Genomic DNA, 747 nt, shown 5'->3' on the forward strand with positions numbered 1-747 from the left:
GAACCCACCGTGGAACCCACCACCGAACCCACAGAGGAACCCACCACCGAGCCCACGGTCGAACCCAGCGCCGGAACCACGCCCGGAGTGACGGCACCCTCACCCGGCAAGCCGTCCGGCCCGGCCGCGAAGACGACCTCGCACGCGAAGCTCGCCAAGACCGGCGCAGGGACCACCTCGCTTGCGGCGGTCCCCGCCACGCATATATGCGCTTGAGCGACTTCTGCGCACCTGGACCAACCGGCACCTGCCTCATCCGCGCGAAAATGCTCAGGCGGAACGCCTGCACCGCGGCGTCCGGCGCCGCCGTATCCGATAATCGCTCCATGCCCACCTCGCCGATCATGCACACCGGCCCCGCCGAGCAACTGCTCACCGACCTCGTGGAACGTCTGGCCGCTCGCCTACGCAGCGCCACGGTCGGGAGCACAGCCGACCACCCCGGTCGCCTCGACGGCGTCGACGACGGCGACGGCCGCATCGTCGTCGGGCTGACCGGGGCGCCCGGGTCGGGCAAGTCCACGCTCGTGGCAGCCCTGGAGGAGCGACTACGGGAGCGTGGCCTGCTCGCGGGCATCGTGCCCATGGACGGGTTCCACATGTCCAACGCGGTCCTGGATGCGCTCGATCGCCACGGCCGCAAGGGCGCCCCGGACACCTTCGACGTCGCCGGTTACCTGTCGGTCCTCGACCGGGTGCGCGCGCCCGCCTGTGCGGACGTGTTGGCTCCGGTGTACCGGCGGGACC

General features: G+C 71.4%; 1 protein-coding gene and 1 pseudogene. Both read left to right on the forward strand.

The features are described 5' to 3' along the window. Nucleotides 1–216: pseudogene (locus BN1056_RS07825) on the forward strand (type IV secretion protein Rhs); the annotation flags it as partial. A 110-nt stretch (nucleotides 217–326) separates the two neighbouring features. Then, the coding region (locus BN1056_RS07830) for a nucleoside/nucleotide kinase family protein (protein ID WP_483297522.1) at nucleotides 327–747 on the forward strand (421 nt) is incomplete at its 3' end.

This window comes from Actinomyces succiniciruminis (assembly GCF_900002405.1).
Classification (GTDB): domain Bacteria; phylum Actinomycetota; class Actinomycetes; order Actinomycetales; family Actinomycetaceae; genus Actinomyces; species Actinomyces succiniciruminis.